This is a genomic window from Streptomyces graminilatus, from assembly GCF_001418565.1.
GTDB classification, from domain to species: Bacteria; Actinomycetota; Actinomycetes; order Streptomycetales; family Streptomycetaceae; genus Streptomyces; species Streptomyces graminilatus.
Window position 1 is genome coordinate 14,125 of record NZ_LIQQ01000164.1, and the last position, 17,116, is coordinate 31,240.

The 17,116-nt window shown below is 72.2% G+C and carries 6 protein-coding genes and 2 pseudogenes; 5 read left to right on the forward strand and 3 right to left on the reverse strand.

Going from position 1 to position 17,116, the window contains the following annotated elements:
- Positions 1-2 precede the first annotated feature (2 nt).
- Entirely contained in the window at positions 3-773 is a 771-nt protein-coding gene (locus tag AOK08_RS15865; RefSeq protein WP_055526212.1) for a thioesterase II family protein, read from the reverse strand.
- Between the two features lie 638 nt (positions 774-1,411).
- Here AOK08_RS15865 and AOK08_RS15870 point away from each other — a divergent pair.
- The 5 genes and pseudogenes from AOK08_RS15870 to AOK08_RS15890 all read left to right on the forward strand — a co-directional run bounded on the left by AOK08_RS15870 (position 1,412) and on the right by AOK08_RS15890 (position 5,544).
- On the forward strand, positions 1,412-2,887 hold the full coding sequence (locus tag AOK08_RS15870) for an NDP-hexose 2,3-dehydratase family protein (protein ID WP_063794060.1): 1,476 nt from the start codon (positions 1,412-1,414) through the stop codon (positions 2,885-2,887).
- Positions 2,871-3,644: an NAD-dependent epimerase/dehydratase family protein gene (locus tag AOK08_RS15875; RefSeq protein ID WP_055526213.1), complete on the forward strand. Its 774-nt coding sequence runs from the start codon at positions 2,871-2,873 to the stop codon at positions 3,642-3,644. Before AOK08_RS15870 ends, AOK08_RS15875 begins: the two co-directional genes overlap by 17 nt.
- An 85-nt stretch (positions 3,645-3,729) precedes the next feature.
- A pseudogene (locus tag AOK08_RS47320) lies at positions 3,730-4,248 on the forward strand (ATP-binding cassette domain-containing protein); the annotation flags it as partial.
- Positions 4,241-4,654 (forward strand): annotated as a pseudogene (locus AOK08_RS47325) (ABC transporter permease); the annotation flags it as partial. The pseudogenes AOK08_RS47320 and AOK08_RS47325, both read left to right, overlap by 8 nt.
- A 113-nt stretch (positions 4,655-4,767) precedes the next feature.
- Positions 4,768-5,544, forward strand: a complete 777-nt coding sequence (locus AOK08_RS15890; protein WP_055526215.1) for an FkbM family methyltransferase — start codon at positions 4,768-4,770, stop codon at positions 5,542-5,544.
- 83 nt (positions 5,545-5,627) lie between these two features.
- On the opposite strand, the gene AOK08_RS15895 is transcribed toward AOK08_RS15890, so the two are convergent.
- Positions 5,628-6,689, reverse strand: coding sequence for a ketoacyl-ACP synthase III family protein (locus AOK08_RS15895; RefSeq protein ID WP_055526216.1), 1,062 nt, complete (start codon positions 6,687-6,689; stop codon positions 5,628-5,630).
- A 56-nt stretch (positions 6,690-6,745) separates the two neighbouring features.
- The gene (locus AOK08_RS47330) at positions 6,746-17,116 is read right to left on the reverse strand and encodes a type I polyketide synthase (protein ID WP_055526217.1); all 10,371 of its coding nucleotides are present in this window, start codon (positions 17,114-17,116) and stop codon (positions 6,746-6,748) included.

Consider the following 17,116-nt stretch of genomic DNA (forward strand, 5'->3'; position numbering starts at 1 on the left):
GTTCAGGCGCCCTGCCCTGCGGTCTGTGCCGTGAAGTGCCCGTCGAGCACCTCGATGACGTCCGCGCCACGGCTGTTGAGGTAGAAGTGGCCGCCGGGGAAGACCCGCAGGTCGAACGCGGATGTGGTGTGCTTCTCCCAGTCCCTGGCCTCCCCGACCAGTGTCTTGGGGTCGCTGTCGCCGACCAGAGCGGTGACCGGGCAGGCCACGGTGGCGTCCGGCGGGCACCGGTAGGTCTCCACGGCCCGGTAGTCGCCGCGCAGCGCGGGCAGGATCATCCGGATCAGTTCCTCGTCGTCAAGCAGCCGGTCGTCGGTGCCGCTCATCGACTTGACCTCGGCGATGATGCCGTCGTCGTCGCGCTGGTGGACGTTCTCGTCACGGTACCGCGAGGGGGCGCGGCGGCCGGAGGCGAACAGCCGCACCGGTCCCCCGCCGTCCCTCTCGAACCTGCGGGCCACCTCGAAGGCGACGAGCGCGCCCATGCTGTGGCCGAAGAAGGTGAGCGGACGGTCGTCCCAGCCGTGCAACGCCTCGTACACCTGGTCGGCGAGGGTGCCGATGTCGTCGACGAGGGCCTCGTTGCGCCGGTCCTGGCGGCCCGGGTACTGCACGGCGACGACGTCGACGCGCGGGCTGAGGGCGGCGGAGACCGGCAGGTAGTAGCTGGCCGAGCCGCCCGCGTGGGGGAAACAGATCAGGCGGTGGGCGGCGTCGGGAGCCGGGTGGAAACGGCGGCACCACAGGCCGTCGTCACGGGGGGAGACACTCACGCTGCTCGCACTACCTCTCTGCGCATTCCAGTTGGTCCGGAGCGAAGATCTGCTCGTGTCACCACTATCGTCCACCCACGGTGCCGCTGCCCCGCCGCGGGCCGAAGTCTGGGCGATTCCCTGGTAGTTGGCGCGGCACACCGGTGAAGCGTTGTGCGGGCGGATGAGCCGGTGGCATAAAGCTGAGCGTCGGGCGCGTGACGAGACGGCCGGACCCGCAGCAAGGAGTTCGCATGCCCAGCAGCACGGATCCGCGGCCCGCGTACGGCGAGGCGGTGCGACGGTGACGCGTGCCGGGGGCGGCGGACTCTTCTCCTGCCCGCCGGAGTTGCCGACGGTGCTGGTGAACCACTTCCCGCTGGTGCGCGAGCCCACCCGGATCCCGCGGTACCCGCACGACCGGGACACACGACCGGCACCGCCGGTACCGGGCGGCCACCGTCGTCCACGGGCATCTGCACATCCCCCGCACCGTGAGTCGGCGGCACCCCGGTCGTTCCCGCAGCCGCAGTAAGAGGCCACAGCAGAAGCCACGTCAGGAGCCCCGGTTGAGGCCGCCGTTGGAGTGGCACAGGGGGTGGCACACCATGGTCCACGGAACTCGCCGTGGCCGACGTAGATCCGATGAGAGGCCAGCGATGCCCCAGCTCAACGCGACCGGTCCGCAGACCGACACCGACGCTCTGCTCGCCGCGCGGCTGGCGGTCTCCGCGACCGCCACCGGCCAGGAGGTCATGTCCGACGTCGAGTTCTTCGACTGGCTGGACGAGCGCCGCCGCCGGCACGGTCAGGAGGTGCGGCGCACCACGTTCGCCGAACTCTCCGGCTGGCACTTCGCCTCGGACACCGGCGACCTGGAGCACCGCAGCGGGCGTTTCTTCGCGGTGCGCGGGATGGGGGTGAGCAGCGACTTCGGACCGGTTCCGCAGTGGCGCCAGCCGATCATCCGGCAGCCGGAGATAGGCATACTGGGCATCGCGGTGCGCGAGATCAACGGTGTGCTGCACTGTCTGCTCCAGGCGAAGTCGGAGCCGGGCAATGTCAACGGGGTCCAGCTGTCCCCGACCGTGCAGGCGACCAAGAGCAACTACACGCGTGTGCACGGCGGTTCGTCGGTGCCGTATCTGGACTGTTTCCGTGACCCCCAGGCCCGCGGCCATCGGGTACTGGCCGATGCGCTCCAGTCCGAGCAGGGTTCGTGGTTCTTCCGCAAACGCAACCGCAACATGATCGTCGAGGTCGGTGCCGAGGTGGAGGCGGGTGAGGACTTCTGCTGGCTGACGCTTCGCCAGGTCAACGCGCTGCTGCACTACGAGAACCTGATCAACATGGATGCCCGCACGGTGCTGTCCTGTCTGCCGGACTGGCGCCGCGGATCGAGGCCGGCCGTCGGCGTCCACTCCGACGTGGCGATCCGCAGCTGGATCACCACGCAGCAGAGCGAACGGGAGATCGCCGCGGCCCTGTTGCCGCTGCGCGAGGTGGAGGGGCACGGCTGGTACCTCGCCGAGGACCGCATCTTCCACGAGCAGGGGCTGTACTTCAGCATCGTGCCCGTCGACGTCGTCAACGACCGGCGTGAGGTGGCGTCCTGGTCGCAGCCGCTTCTCGAACCGCACGGCACGGGCGTGGTGGCGATGCTGATGGGCAACATCCACGGGGTACCGCACTGTCTGGTCCACGCCCGGGGCGAACCGGGTTCCGTGGACGTCGTCGAACTCGCCGCGACAGTGCAGTGCACCACGGAGAACTACGCCCATCTGCCCGCGGCGGGCCGCCCGCGTTTCCTCGACCTGGTGGAGAACGCCCGCCCCGAGCAGATCCTGTTCGACACGGTGCTGTCGGAGGAGGGCGGCCGGTTCCTGCACGCGCAGACCCGGTACCTGATCATCGAGGCGGACGACGATCTCCCGGATGAAGTCCCGTCCGACTACATGTGGGTGACGCTCAGTCAGCTCGGTGAGCTGCTCAAGTACAGCCACTATCTCAATGTGCAGGCGCGGACGCTGGTCGCGGCCCTGCGCTCGGTCACGGAAACGGGGACCGGACTGCCGGTGCCCGTCGGGGCCGGAGTCCTTCGGGACGGGGAGGAGCGTCGTGCGGATCATCGGTGACGGCTTCCTGGGCCGGAATCTGGCCGCCGCGTTCGACGGCCGCTTCCCGGACGTGACGGCGATCGCCGCCGGAGTCTCCAGTACCTCCGCCGCGGCACCCGCCGAGTACGACCGCGAGGCCCAACTCGTCTACGAGGCACTGGAACAGTGCCGGCGGGAGGGGCGCCGACTGGTGTTCTTCTCCACGGCGTCGTTCTCCATGTACGGATTCCCGGACGGCGAGGCGGCCGAGACGGATCCGGTCCGGCCGCCGAACGTGTACGGCCGGCACAAGCTGGCGCTGGAGACGGTGGTGCGCTCCTCGGGTGCCGAGCACCTGATCCTGCGGCTGAGCCATGTGGTCGGCCCTCACCAGCGCCCGCACCAACTGCTGCCCACTCTCGTCCGGCACGTCCTGGACGGGGAAGTGACGATCCATCAGGGCGCTTACCGCGATCTGCTGGATGTACGTGATCTGATCCACGCGATCGGCGGTCTCCTCGGCGACGGCGTCACGGGCGAAGTGGTGAACGTGGCCTCGGGTGTTCCGCTACCGGTGCAGGAGATCGTGGAGGCCATCGAGCGGCGGCTCGGTGTCACGGCCCGCCACGTCCTGCGGCCGGGCGCCTCGGCGATCACCCGCGCGTCCGTCCAGCGGCTGCGCAAGCTGGTTCCCGACTTCCGTGCGGACACGACGGACCGGGACCATCTCGGGTCGCTGCTGGATGCCTGTCTCCCCTACTGCGCCGCGCTTTCACCGGACGCGGCGGCCGGGTGACAGCGTGTTCCGCCGTCTGCGGAAACCCCTAGACATCCCCTTTCGGCGCCTCTTGGAGGCACCCCTTCCACCTAGCGTGGCCCGCATGATCGAGCTTGCCGGAGTGACCAAGCGGTACGGCGAGAAGGTGGTGGTCGACGACCTCTCCTTCTCCGTCCGGCCTGGCTGTGTCACCGGCTTCCTGGGCCCCAACGGGGCTGGTAAGTCAACCACGATGCGGATGATGCTCGGCCTGGACCGGCCGACCGCGGGCCGGGTGCTCATCGACGGCAAGCCCTACGACCGGCTCCAGGAACCCCTCAGGTATGTCGGCGCGCTGCTGGACGCCAAGGCGATGCACGGCGGGCGCAGCGCGTACCAGAACCTGAGGTGTCTGGCGCTCAGCAACCGCATTCCGCTGTCGCGGGTGGACGAGGTGCTGGAGGAGGTCGGCCTGGGGTCGGTCGCCAGGAAGCGGCCGAACGGGTTCTCACTGGGCATGGGGCAGCGGCTCGGCATCGCCGCGGCACTGCTCGGGGACCCGGAGATCGTGATGCTGGACGAGCCGGTCAACGGCCTCGACCCGGAGGGCATCCACTGGATCCGCTCGCTGATGCGTCGGCTCCGAGTGCAGCTCCGGCATGATCCGCAATTCCCTCGCGGCGGTACCGAGGCGCGGCGTGCTCTATTTCGGCAAACTCACGGTGGCGGGCGTTGCCGCTCTGGCCGTCGGCATGGTCACCAGTTTCGCGACCTTCTTTGCCGGTCAGGCTGTCCTCGGTTCGCACGGCACCACCATCGGCGCGCACAACGTGCTGCGTGCGACGCTCGGCGCCGGGCTCTATATGACGCTGATCGCGGTGTTCTCCATGGGAGTGGCCGGCATGCTGCGCAGTTCCATGCTGGCCATGGGTGTTCTCATGCCGTTCTTCTTCCTCGTCACCCAGATCCTGGCCTCGGTGCCCGGCGCCAAGGACGTGGCGGGCATCGTGCTCGGCGGGTATCTGGTGCTGCGCGGGCGGGACGCCTGAGCGCGGCGGGGAACGGGCGCCGTGCCCAGCGCCCAGTGGGCGCCCAAATCCAGTAGACAGCGGGAATTCCGCCGTACGGACCGAGTAACAGTTCACGGATCAGGGAGCAATTCATGACCGACATCAGGTCGATTCAGATCGCTGACGGACCTTCGTTCTTCGTGCCGCAGAAGGAAGGCGCGCTCTTCTCCGAAGTCGACTTCATCTACAACGAGATATTCGTCGAGCGCGCGTATCTCAAGCACGGAATCCAGCTTTCCGATTCCTCGCGGGTCGTGGACGCGGGCGCGAACGTGGGGCTGTTCTCCCTCTTCGTCAAGCAGGAGTTTCCCGGTGCGAAGATCCTGGCCTTCGAGCCGATCCCGGCGATCCACCGGGCTCTGCTGGAGAACCTCGACAGCCATGGAGCGAAGGACGTCGAGGTGCACCGCTCGGCCCTGGGCCGGCAGCACGAGGACGAGGTCCGCTTCACCTTCTACCCCTCCCTCCCCGGCAACTCCACCCGTTACCCCGAGGAGAAGAAGGTCGGCCAGGAGCTGACGGTGCAGCAGGTAGGCCAGGAGGCCCTGGACGGCATCATGTCCGGTGTCGAGGTGCGGGCCGAGGTGAACAGGCTCTCCGACATGCTGCGCGCGTGGTCGCCCGAGGGCCCGATCGATCTGCTCAAGATCGATGTGGAGGGCGCGGAGCTGGAGGTCATGGAGGGCCTGGACGCCGCGGACTGGCGGCGGGTGCGGCAGACCGTCATCGAGGTGCAGGACCTGGACGGCCGGCTGGACGCGGTGCGCGGCATCCTCGACGCGCAGGGTTTCACCGTGACGGTGGAGAACGCGGCGAACCTGCCGGAGGTCTTCCGCTACTCGATGGTGTACGCCAGGCGCGAGTCCTGACATCTGAGCTCTTCGACGACGAGACCCGGTACCGCGGATGCGGGGCCGGGTCTCGTCGTCTGTGCCCTTGGGCCTGTCGTGGGTCAGGGTGCCTGCCGCTCCTCGGCCCAGTCGGGCAGGTCGAGGATGGTCAGGACGGCCGAGGTGGAGACCCAGCCGGAGCCCGACGTCGACATCAGGATGTGGTCGCCCGGCTGCACCAGACCGTTGAGGACGAGGTGGTTGAGGGACACCCCCATGTCACAGGCGCCCATGTGTCCGTACTCCTTGCCGAAGTCCCAGCTGCTGCGGGACATCGGCAGGCCGAGCGGCTGCATCTTCATCTGTTCGATCATGCGCGCGTCGCTGTTCGCGGCCACCACCCACCGCAGGTCCGAGGCGTTCAGCCCGGCGTCCACCAACGACCGGTGGATGACGTCGAGTTCGAAGTCCCGCATCATCTCCATGCACTTGTCGAGCGGCATCACGTACTGGTTGAAGTACCCCAGCATCTCCATCATGTTCGACGCCTTGAGCCCCTTCCCCCGGAACGGCAGCAACGACTCCTCGCCCCGGTGCCACTGTTCCAGTTCGGGCAGCGTCCCCGAGTTCACCGCGCGCAGCTCCGCGAAGCCGCTGTCACCGCTGAGCAGGACGGCCGCGCCACCGTCGCTCGCGGTGAATCCCGTACCGAACCCCGTCCACCGGTTGATCAGCGGGCTGTTGAAGTTCTCCGCCGTCGTCACCAGCGCGGTCTCGGCCCCGGCCGCCCCGGTGATCTGTCCGACGGCGACCTCGATGCCGGCCAGCAGACCGTTGGAGTGGTGGCGGACGTCGGTGCTGGGCACTCCGCTCGCGCCCAGCTCGCGCAGCACGTAGGCGGGCGGGTAGAACCCCTCGGGGCCGTGCTGTACGGAGGTGCAGTGGACGTGGAAGTCGAGGTCCTCGATCTCGCTGCCGGAGCGGCGGAAAGCCTGCCGTGCGGCGTGTACGGCCATGTCCAGGGCGGGCAGGTCGTCGGGCGCGATGTAGGCGGCGGTGAGTCCGGTCCCGTGCTCGACGGAGTGCTCGTCGTAGAGTCCTTCCGCCACCGCCTGCTCGATGCTCACCCACTGGTCCGGGATGTACGCCCCGACCGTGTCGACGTAGACGCCATCGGTCTTCATGTGTGCCTGCTCTCCTTGGATGTCGTGGAACTGCCGGGTAGCGGTGAGTGCGCCTCTCACCTGCGCAGGAGGTCGTCCTTGAGATGTGTCGCCAGCCGTCCGGGTGTGTCGACCTCGAACAGCAGCGCCGCGGGCAGCCTCAGGCCGGTGGTCTCGCGCAGTCGGTTGCGCAGGGCGAAGGCGGTGAGGGAGTTCAGACCGATGTCCCGGAAGGGGCGGGTGGTGTCGACGGCTTCGGGTGACGGGTAGTCCAGCACGGCCGCCACCTCCGTGCGCACGACGGCCAGCAGGACGGCCTCGCACTCGGCGTCGGCGAGACCTGCCAGGCGGCGCCGGAGGGTCCGCAGGGCTCCCGCCGCTCCCGGCCGGCCCGCGCGGCGCCGGGCCGGCGGTCCGGCCAGGCCCCGCAGCGGTGCGGGCAGGGTCTCGGCACCGGGCCGGGCGGTGAGGGCGCCGGTGTCCGGGCGGAGGACGACGGCGGTGGGCGCGTCCTGTTCGCACGCGGCGTCGAACAGGTCCAGTACCGCGGTCCGGGACAGTACGCCCGCTCCGGCCGGTACGTCGCCGGTCTCCCAGGGCCCCCACGCCACGGACTTCGTGGGCAGCCCCGTCGCGTGGCGGCGCCGGGCCAGGGCCTCCGTGAAGGCGTCCAGGGCGGCCTGGTCTCCGCGTCCCGTCGCGCCCAGTGTGCCGGCGGCGGACGACACGAAGACCAACGAGACGGCCGGCGCCGTGCCGGACCCGGTCAGCTCCACGAGGTTCAGGGCGGCCCGCGACTCCGCCGCCAGGATCTCCTCCGGTCCGTTCACCGATACGTCGTTCCCGGGCTTCTCACGCCCCACCTCCGCCACGTGCACGACGGTGGCCGGTGAGTTCCCGGCGGGCGGCGACTCCAGCAGTACGGCCAGTGCCGCACGGTCGGCGGGATCGCAGTCGGCGACGGTCACCTCGGCGCCCAGCGCGGTGAGTTCCCCTTCGAGTCCGGCCAGTTCACCGCCGCCCGCGGGCGCGGCCAGCAGCAGTCGGCGGACGCCCCGCCCGGCCACGAGGTGCCGGGCGATCTCCGCTCCGGCCGGGCGGGTGGCGCCGGTGACGAGGACGGTACCGGCGAGTTCGACCGGCGTTCCCGCCTTGCCCGTCTCGCCCGCCTCGCCCGCCGTGGCGGGCAGGGCGGCCAGTCGCGGTACGTGTACGACGCCTCGGACGAGGGCGAGTTGGGGCTCCCCGGAGGCCAGCGCGGCCGGCAGGGCTCGCCAGGAGGGTCGCTTGCCGTCCAGGTCGGCCAGGACGATCCGGCCCGGGTCGGCGGACTGCGCGCAACGGATCACGCCCCATACGGCGGCGGTGGCCGGGTCCGGCACGGAGGTGCCGTCGACGGCGGCGAGCGAGCCCTGGGTGAGGAAGACCAGACGGGCGTCGGCCAGGCGCTCTTCGGCGCGCCAGTCCGCGGCCAGCTCGGCGGTGGTGCGGACCGCGTGGGCACCGGTGATGTCCGCCGGTTCGGGCACCTGGCCGACCAGTACGGCCTCGGGTACGGCGAGACCGGAGTCCAGCGCCTTGCCGAGGTCGGCCAGGCTGTCGTACGCCTCCGCGTAGACGCCGCTCTTCATCAGGGCCGAGCGGGCGCCGAGCGGATCGGGGCCGACGATGGCCCAGCGGGGTTTCGCCGGGGGCTGCGCGCAGTCGGCCTGCGGCCAGTCGAGGCGGAACAACGGGCCGTGCTGGGCGATGCGGGCGCCGGCGAGCAGTACGGGGTCGACGGGGCCGAGCCGGACCGTGCCGATCGACAGGACGGGCAGCCCGGTGTCGTCGGCCGCCTCCACGGTGACGGTGTCGGTGCCGGTCCGGGCCAGTCGTACCCGAAGCGCCTGGGCGCCGGTGGCGTACAGCTCCACCTGGTGCCAGGAGTCGGGCAGGGACAGCGCGTCGGCGGGGGCGAGGGTGCGCAGGGCCGTGTCCAGCAGGACCGGGTGCAGGGCGTGGTGGGCGCCCTCCGCCCGGTGTTCCTCGGCCAGTTCGACCTCGGCGAACAGTTCGTCGCCGAGCCGCCACAGACCCGTGAGGTCCGCAGACCCGGCGCCGGTCGGGCCGTCGAGAGCGACCGGCTGGGACCCGGCGGGCGGCCAGAGTTCCAGGTCGAAGGAGGCCGCGCCGTCGCCGGACGTCAGCACCGCACGGGCGTGGCAGGTCCAGGGTGTGCCGGGCAGCGCACCGGCCGGACGGGAGTGGACGCTCATGGACCGCTCCCCCGACGGCCCGGGCTCACCGACCGTCACCCGCAGCCGGAGCTCGTCCCGCTCGGGCAGCACCAGCGGGGCCACCGTGGTCAGTTCCGCGACCCGGTCGCAGCCGACCCGGTCGCCGGCCTGGACGGCGAGTTCGACAAGGACCGTCCCGGGCACGACGACGGTGCCGGCCACCTTGTGGGCGGCACACCATGGCTGGGCCTCGCGCGAGAGGCTTCCGGTCAGCACCAGCCCGTTCCCCTCGGGCAGTTCGACCACCGTGTCCAGCAACCGGTACCCGTCGTGTTCCGGGCCGGCGGGCGTCACGGTGGGGCGCCGGCCCGCGTCCTGGAGCGAGCCGGGGGCGGTCATCCAGTAGTGGCGCCGGTGGAAGGCGTACGTGGGCAGCGGCACCCGGCGGGCCCCGGTGGGCGCGAACACGGCGTCCCAGTCGATCTCGACGCCGCGGACGTGCAGTTCACCGAGGAGGACCGTCAGGTCGAGTCCCCCGGGGCCGACGAGCGGCAGCAGGTCGGCGTCCCCGTGCGGTCCGCCGCCGGTCCGTTCCGCGTCGTGGTCGGGCTCGCCTGCGGGCAGTTCCGCGCCGAGGACGACGATCGTGCGGTGCCCCGAGTCAAGCAGCGTCCGCAGTGCCTGCCCGGCGTGGACGGGCCGCTCCGCGAGGGCGGCGGCCCACCGTTCGGTGTCGTCACCGGCCGCCAGCCAGCCACCGGTCGCCGCCGAGCAGTACGGCACCTCGGCCGTGCCCGGACGCACCGCCGGAGGGCTGTCGTCCGTCCGCAGAGCGTGGTGCACCGCGAGCCGGGCACCGCTCTCCAGCGGAAGGATCCCGGCAGCACAGGCCGCCGCTATCTCCCCGTACGCCTGGCCGGTGATGGCCGCGGGCTCGATCCCGTACGAGCGCAGCAGCGCGGACAGCGCGACGGTCACCGCCCAGCCGAGCGGTCCGGCGATCTCCGGCCGCTGCTGCCAGTCCGGTACGGCACGCCCGGTCAGGACGTCGCCGGGCGTCCAGTCGACCAGTGCGGACAGGGCCCGCCCACAGGCCGTGAGTGTCTCGGTGAACACCGGCACGGTGCCGACCAGGGGGGCGGTGCTCGCCGTCCACCGGGCGTCGGCCGGTGGGAAGGCAAGGGCGACGGGCGGCTCGGCGGCGCCACCGCGGACGGTGCCGCCGATGACGACGGCAGGCTCGCCGGTGTCGGTCTCCTCGCCGTTCGCGAGAGCCGCCAGGGTGCGCAGCGCCGTGTCGTGGTCGGGCACGGCGAGCACCGCGCGGTGCTCCAGGGCGGAGCGGGTGGTGGCCAGCGACAGGGCGAGGTCGCTGAGTCGCGGCGCGGGTTCGTCCGCCGGGTGTTCGGCGGTCAGGAAGGCGTGCAGCCTGGCCGCCTGTGCGCGCAGCGCCTCGGGTCCGGCGGCGGACAGCGGAAGGGGGAGGCGGCCGGACAGGAACGGGACGCCGGACGGGGTGGGACCGGCGGACGAGGTGTCGTCGGCGGTGTCCTCCTTGTCCGGGGACGGCTCCTCGATGATCACATGGGCGTTGGTGCCGCTGATGCCGAGCGACGAGACGCCCGCCCGGCGCGGTCGGTCGCCGCTCGGCCAGGGCACGTCGTCGCTCAGCAGCCGCACCGCGCCCGCGGACCAGTCGACGAGTGTGGACGGCCGCTCGGTGTGCGGGGTGCGGGGCAGGACGCCGTTGCGCATCGCCATGATCATTTTGATGATGCCGCCGACGCCCGAGGCCGCCTGGGTGTGCCCGGTGTTGGCCTTCATCGAGCCGAGCCACAGCGGTCGTTCACGGTTCTGCCCGTAGGTGGCGACCACGGCCTGCGCCTCGATGGGGTCGCCGAGCGGGGTGCCGGTGCCATGGGCCTCGACGGCGTCCACATCGGCCGCGGTGAGTCCGGCGGATGCCAGCACCTGGCGGATCAGCCGCTGCTGGGCCGGGCCGCTGGGGGCGGTCAGTCCGTTCGAGGCGCCGTCCTGGTTGACACCGGTGCCGGAGATCCGGGCAAGGACGGTGTGGCCGCGGCGTCGTGCGTCGGAGAGGCGCTCGACGAGCAACAGGCCGACCCCCTCGGCCCAGTTGGTGCCGTCCGCGTCGGCCGAGAAGGGTTTGCAGCGGCCGTCGGGGGCGAGGGTGCGCTCCCGGCTGAAGGACACGAAGGGGTGCGGCTGCGACATGACCGCCACGCCGCCCGCCAGGGCCAGGTCGCACTCCCCGGCGCGCAGCGCCTGCACGGCCAGATGCAGGGCGACCAGGGAGGAGGAGCAGGCGGTGTCCACGGCCACCGAGGGGCCCTCCAGGCCGAAGGCGTACGAGATCCGGCCCGCCGCCATGTTGCCCGAGGTGCCCAACTCCATGCCGGACGCGTAGTCCTGGTAGGTGATGCCGGCGAACACTCCGGTGCGGGTGCCCTTGAGGGACGCGGGGGCGATCCCGGCCTGTTCGAACGCCTCCCAGGAGGTCTCCAGGAGCAGCCGCTGCTGGGGGTCCATGACCTGGGCCTCGAAGGGCGAGATGCCGAAGAGTTCGGCGTCGAACTCTCCGGAGCCGTGCAGGAATCCGGCCTCGCGGACGTAGGTGGTGCCGGGGCGTTCGGAGTCCGGGTCGTGCAGCGCTTCGAGGTCCCAGCCGCGGTCGGTGGGGAAGGGGCCCAGTCCTTCGGCGCCCGTGGCGACCAGCTGCCACAGAGCCTGAGGTGAGTCCACTCCGCCCGGGTAGCGGCAGCCCATGCCGACGATCACGATCGGGTCGTCGTCGCCCACGGCGGCGGTGCGGGCCGGGGCGTCGTCGTCGTTGTCGGTCTCGTCCCCGTCCAGGCCCAGTGCCGTGGTCAGGTGGCGGATCAGGGCGCCGGGGGTGGGGTGGTCGTAGACGAGGGTCGCGGACAGCCGCAGGCCGGTCTCCTCGGTGAGCCGGTTGCGCAGGCTGATGGCCGCGAGCGAGTCGACGCCGAGTTCCTTGAACGGCTTGCCGTGACTGACCGGTTCGGCGCTGTCGTAGCCGAGCACCGTGGCGACCTGGCCCGTGACCAGCTCGGCCACCGCCCGCTGTCGCCCGGTGCGGGACATGGCGGCGATCCGCTGGGCGAATCCGCCGCCCTGCCCCGGCCCCTCGGTGCCCGCTGTGGGGCGGACGGTTCCGCGCAGCAGTCCGCGGAGCAGTGCCGGAAGTTCGCCGGCCTCGGCCCGGGAGCGCAGGGCACCGGTGTCGAGGCGCAGCGCCGGCAGCAGTGCCCGGTCCGCGGTGACGCCGGCGTCGAGGAGCGCGAGACCGTGGTCGGCGGAGAGGGGGGCGGCGCCCTGTGCGGCCATGCGGTCCGTGTGGGACCGGTCGAGCGTGGCTGTCATACCGCCGAATCGCTCCCACGGCCCCCAGGCCAGCGAGGTCGCCGGCAGGCCCAGGGCACGGCGGTGCTGGGCGAGGGCGTCGAGGAAGGTGTTGGCGGCGGCGTAGTTGCCCTGTCCGGGGCTGCCGAACACACCCGCCACGGAGGAGAACAGCACGAAGGCGGTGAGTTTTTGATGCTGCGTCAGGTGATGCAGGTGAATGGCGGAAGTGACTTTGGCCTGGAGGACGGTGGCCAGACGTTCCGGGGTGAGCGAGGTGAGCAGGCCGTCGTCGAGCACACCGGCGGTGTGGACGACGGCGGTGACCGGGTGCTCGCCCGGCACCCCCGCGAGGACCTCGGCCAGGGCCGTGGGGTCGGCCACGTCGCAGGCCTCGATCGTCACATCGGCACCGAGCGCGGTGAGTTCGTCGCGCAGTTCGGCCGCGCCGGGGGCCGCGAGCCCGGACCGGCTGATCAGGAGCAGGCGCCGTACGCCGTGCCCGGTCACCAGATGCCGGGCGGTGAGGGCGCCCAGACCTCCGGTGCCGCCGGTGATCAGTACCGTGCCGTCGGGCCCGAACGCGGCGGCCGGCTCTTCGGCGGGACGCGACGCGCGGGACAGCCGCGGGGCCAGCAACACGCCCTCGCGTACGGCGAGTTGCGGTTCCCCGCACGCCGCGAACGCGGTGGGGACAAGGCCCGTCCGGTCGCGGTCGACGAGCAGGAAGCGCCCGGGGTTCTCCGTCTGGGCCGTGCGCACCAGACCCCAGACGGGGGCGTGCGCGAGATCGGGTACGGGTTCGTCGGGGGCCGCCGCCACGGCGTGCCGGGTGAGCACGGCCAGTCGGGCGGTGTCGAACCGTTCGTCGGCCAGCCACTCCTGAAGGGTGGTCAGCACGGCGGCGGTCGCCTCCTGGGCGGCGGCGGCGAGCGCCGGGCCGTCCGTGGGCTGTTCGGTGGTGCCGACGGGCAGCAGCACGGTCGTGGGAGGCGTGGCACCCGCGTCGAGGGCGGCCCGCAGCGCGGCCAGGTCGTCGTGGACGCTGACGGTGACGCCCTGCGCGGTGAGTCCGGCGGCCAGGTCCGCGGCGTCCGGACCGAGCACCGCCCAGTCGCCACCGTCGTCGTGCCGGACGGGGATGTCGGGGCTGTCCACGGGGGCCCAGTCCAGCGCGAACAGGCCGTCGACCGGCCCGTCCACGGCGAGTTCGGCGACGGGGACCGGCGTCAGGGAGACGGAGTCCACGGCGGCCAGCGGTCGTCCCGAGGTGTCCGTCAGGGTGAGGGAGACCCGTTCCGTGCCGGCGCCGGTGACCCGCGTCCGGGCGGCCACCGCTCCGGTCGCGTGCACGGACACTCCCCGCCAGTCGAGCGGCACGGAGATCCGGCCCTCGCCCGCCTCGGGCGCGGCGAACAGCGCGGTCTGCACGGCGGCGTCGAGCAGCGCCGGATGGAGGCCGAAGGTCGCGGCGTCCGGTTCGCGGAGGTGCTCGGGGAGGGCGAGTTCGGCGAAGAGTTCGTCGCCGCGCCGCCACAGCGCGCGCACGCCCCGGAAGGCCGGGCCGTAGGAGTGGCCGCGCAGCGCCAGCACGTCGTACATGCCGTCCACGTCGACCGGTTCGGCCCGCTCGGGCGGCCAGACGCCGTCGTCCGCCGGATCCGCGGGACGGGCGGCGGTGGTCAGTGTGCCCTCGGCATGGCAGCGCCAGGGCTGATCGCTCTCGTCGTCCTCCGGCCGGGAGTGGACGGTCACCGTGCGCCGTCCGCTCTCGTCGGCGGCGCCGACCAGGAGCTGCATCCGTATCGCGCCGCGCCGGGGCAGCCGCAGCGGCTCGCGCAGGGTCAGCTCGTCGAGCCCGGTGCAGCCGGCCTCGTCACCGGCGCGGACGGCCAGTTCGACGAGGGCGGACTCGGGCAGCAGCACGGTGCCCGCCGTGTCGCGGTCGGTGAGCCAGGGCAGGGTCTGGGCGGAGAGCCGGCCGGTGAGCAGGATGGTGCCCGCGTCGGCGAGTTCGACGGCGGCGCCGAGCAGCGGGTGCCGGGTGGCGCCGAGACCCACAGAGCCGACGCCGGACGCCGACGACGCGGGGGGCAGCAGCCAGGCACGGCGCCGCTGGAAGGCGTAGGTCGGCAGCGGTTCGGACGGCATGCGGGAGTCGGCACCGGTGAGAGCCGTGGTCCAGGTGACGGCCGCGCCGCGCGTGTACAGAGCGGCCAGTGCCGTCTCGAAGGCCCTCGTCCCCGGCTGATCCTTGAGCTGGGCGGGGACGCAGAGCACGGCGTCCCCGGGCGGCAGGCTCTGCGCGGCCAGCGCGGACAGGGTTCCGTCGGGGCCGATCTCCAGGCAGCGGGTCACACCGAGGCCGGTCAGGGCGCGGACGCCGTCGGCGAAACGGACGGCGTGCCGGACGTGCCGCACCCAGTAGTCGGGGTCGGTGAGGTCGGCGGGGTCGGCCACCTGGCCGGTGAGATCGGAGACGACGGTCATCCGCGGCGGGTGGAACTCCAGCGACTCGGCGACCCGGCGGAAGTCGCGGAGCATCGGTTCCATCAGCGGCGAGTGGAAGGCGTGGCTGACCCGCAGCGCGGTGGTCCGGTGGCCCCGCTCCCGTGCCAGCCCGGCGATCTCCTCGACGTCGGCGGCCACTCCGGAGATCACGGTCGCGGCGGGCCCGTTGACGGCGGCGATCCCGACCCGGTCCGTACGGCCCTCCAGCAGGGGCAGCACCTCGGCCTCGGGAAGCTGGAGGGAGACCATGGCACCGCCCTCGGGGAGCGCCTGCATCAGCCGTCCGCGTGCCACCACGAGCCGGCAGGCGTCGGCGAGGGACCACACACCCGCCACATGTGCGGCCGCCAGTTCGCCGACCGAGTGGCCGAGCAGGACATCGGGGCGTACGCCGAAGGACTCGGCGAGCCGGAACAGGGCCACTTCCAGGGCGAACAGCGCGGGCTGCGCGAACCCGGTACGGTTCAGCAGCTCGGCGTCCGCACCGAACACCACGTCCTGGAGCGGGAGTTCGAGCGTGGCGTCCACCGTTGCGCACACCTCGTCGAAGGCATCCGCGAACACCTCGTAGGTGTCGTACAACTCCTTGCCCATGCCCGGGCGTTGGGAGCCCTGGCCGGCGAAGAGGAAGGCGGTCCGGCCGGTGCCGGACGCGGAACCGGTGATCAGTCCGGGCGCGCTCTCCTCGGCGGCGAGCGCGTCGAGGCCGCGCAGCAGTTCCTCCTGGCCGGTGCCGAGCACCACGGCCCGCTCCTCGAACGGGGACCGGGTGGTGAGGAGGGCGGCGGCGGTGTGCGCCGGGTCCGTCGCGGGGCGGGTGCGGACGAAGTCGGCGAGCCGCTGGGCCTGTGCCCGCAGGGCGGCGGGGGTACGGCCGGTGACCAGCCACGGCACCGCGGCGGACGGCAGACGCAGGGCCGGCGGGGCGGTTTCGGGGTCGGCGGCCGGTTCCGCGGGGGCCTCCTCCAGGATCACGTGCGCGTTGGTTCCGGAGACGCCGTAGGCGGACACCCCCGCCCGGCGCGGCCGGTCCTCGGTCCGCGGCCAGTCGGTGTTCTCGTGCAGCAGTCTGACGGCGCCCGCCGACCAGTCCACCTTCGATGTGGGCGTGTCCGAGTGCAGGGTGCGCGGCAGCATGCCGTGCCGCATCGCCAGCACCATCTTGATCACCCCGGCGACGCCGGCGGCGGACTGCGTGTGCCCGATGTTGGACTTCACGGACCCCAGCCACAGGGGCACTTCACGGTCCTGCCCGTAGGTGGCGATGACCGAGTGTGCCTCGATCGGGTCACCGAGCGAGGTTCCCGTGCCGTGCGCCTCCACGACGTCCACGTCCGCCGTCGTGAGGCCCGAGGCGGCCAGCGCCGCCCGGATCACCCGCTGCTGCGCGGGACCGTTGGGCGCGGTGAGGCCGTTGCTCGCGCCGTCCTGGTTGACCGCGGTACCGCGCACCACGGCGAGCACCTGGTGCCCCTTCCGCCGGGCGTCCGACAGCCGCTCCACCACGAGCACACCGGCGCCCTCGCCCCACGCGGTGCCGTCGGCGCCGTCCCCGAACGCCTTGCAGCGGCTGTCCGGCGCGAGGCCGTGCTGCCGCGAGAACTCCGTGAACAGGATGGGCGTCGACAGCACCATCGCGCCCCCGGCCAGTGCGAGGTCGCACTCCCCGTCGCGCAGCGCGTCCACGGCGAGGTGCAGGGCGACGAGCGATGCCGAGCACGCCGTGTCCACCGTCAGGGACGGCCCTTCGAGGCCGAGCACGTACGACAGCCGGCCCGACAGCATCGACGCGGTGACCCCGGTGGTGAGATGGCCGTCGGTCTCCTCGGGCCGGCTGAACATCAGCGAGATGTAGTCCTGGCCGTTGGTTCCCATGAACACGCCGGTACGGCTGCCGCGCAGCCCACCCGGGTCGATGCCCGACCGCTCCAGCGCCTCCCAGGAGGTTTCCAGCAGCAGCCGCTGCTGGGGGTCCATGGCCTGGGCCTCACGGGGCGATATGTCGAAGAACGTCGAGTCGAACAGCGGGGCGTCGTGGACGAAGGCTCCCTGGCGGGCGTACGTGGTGCCGGGACCGCCCGCCGGGTCGAGGATCCTGTCGAGGTCCCAGCCGCGGTCGGTGGGAAAGTCGACGAAGGCGTCGCGTCCCTCGGAGATCAGCCGCCAGAAGTCCTCGGGGGTGTCGGCCCCGCCGGGGAGGCGGCAGCCGAGGCCGACGATCGCGATGGGCTCCTGACGGCTGGTCTCGGCGTCATGGAGGCGCTTGCGGGTCTGACGGAGGTCAGCCGTCACCTTTTTCAGATAGTCCCGCAGCTTCTCGTCATTGCTCGCCAT

What these genes read in the sequence shown, in the direction of transcription:
- AOK08_RS47330 (WP_055526217.1), bottom strand. Translation starts at nt 17,116, where the DNA reads ATGGCGAGCAATGACGAGAAGCTGCGGGACTATCTGAAAAAGGTGACG.
- AOK08_RS15870 (WP_063794060.1), top strand. Translation starts at nt 1,412, where the DNA reads ATGCCCCAGCTCAACGCGACCGGTCCGCAGACCGACACCGACGCTCTG.
- AOK08_RS15890 (WP_055526215.1), top strand. Translation starts at nt 4,768, where the DNA reads ATGACCGACATCAGGTCGATTCAGATCGCTGACGGACCTTCGTTCTTC.
- AOK08_RS15895 (WP_055526216.1), bottom strand. Translation starts at nt 6,689, where the DNA reads ATGAAGACCGATGGCGTCTACGTCGACACGGTCGGGGCGTACATCCCG.